1 protein-coding gene is annotated in these 907 nt (G+C 74.3%); it reads left to right on the top strand.

The window, feature by feature from the left end; translation table 11 throughout:
* Positions 1 to 86 precede the first annotated feature (86 nt).
* The coding region (locus ACWJ6R_RS37155) for a hypothetical protein (protein ID WP_449066674.1) at positions 87 to 907 on the top strand (821 nt) is incomplete at its 3' end.

Genomic DNA, 907 nt, shown 5'->3' with positions numbered 1-907 from the left:
GGGGACCCGGCCGCAGGGCACCGGTCCTCCACCGGGCCGATGCACGTGCCCGCCGGGCACCGGGCGCCTCCGGCGGAGCCCCGGCCGTGGACGGGCCTACGGTCAAGGGCGTCGAGAAGGTGATGGACCACGTGCTGGAGGCGCGGGCCGCGGGCGGCCGGGTCCTTGTCCACCAGGCGTTCGAGGGCGGCCACTTCCTGCGCAGGCTCGACGGCGTGGAGGGCCGCCACGACCGCGAGCTCCACTTCGGCCGGCTGGTGGAGTGGGCCGCCTCGGGCGAGGGCGTCGTCACCACGGAGCAGGTAGGACCGGCGCGGCTCCTGGTACGCGCGCTCACTCCCGAGCTGGGCATCCGCTCCACCCATCCGCTGCAGAGCTGGAGCAATCCGACCGTGCTGGCGCACGGCCGTACCGGGTGGGTGTTCTACCAGTCCCGGCAGACCGTCGCGGTCGACGCGGCGGTGGGCCTGCCGTGGGGGGAGACCGGGCAGCTGGCGATGATCGAGATCGACCTGGGGGGCGGTTTCTTCTTCCAGGAGCCCCAGCCGCGCGACCTCGGCCCCTACGCCCAGTGGTTCGTGAACGAGGACAACAGGGTGCGACGGCTGGTCGACCAGGACTCGCCCAGCGGCACCGACCCGGCGCTCTCGGCCGGGGCGCCCGGCTGCACCGTGGTGCTCGGGCAGTTCAGCAGCAACAAGCCGCTGTTCGCCAACCGGCACCAGGACTTCCGGCCGTGGCAGGTGCTGTGCCTGGTCGACCCCGGCGGCGTGGTCCGGCCGACGATGCGGGAACCGGGCCGCAGCTGGCTGCACCAGGTCGTCCTGCACAACGGCAGGTGGTTCACGGCCAGCTCGGCGGGGCTGGAGGCGGACACCCCGGCCGGCCGGCCCGCGCTGATCGCGCC

Source organism: Planomonospora algeriensis (assembly GCF_977012225.1).
Note: the sequence above shows the minus strand (reverse complement) of the source record. Positions and strands in the feature narration are given on the sequence as shown.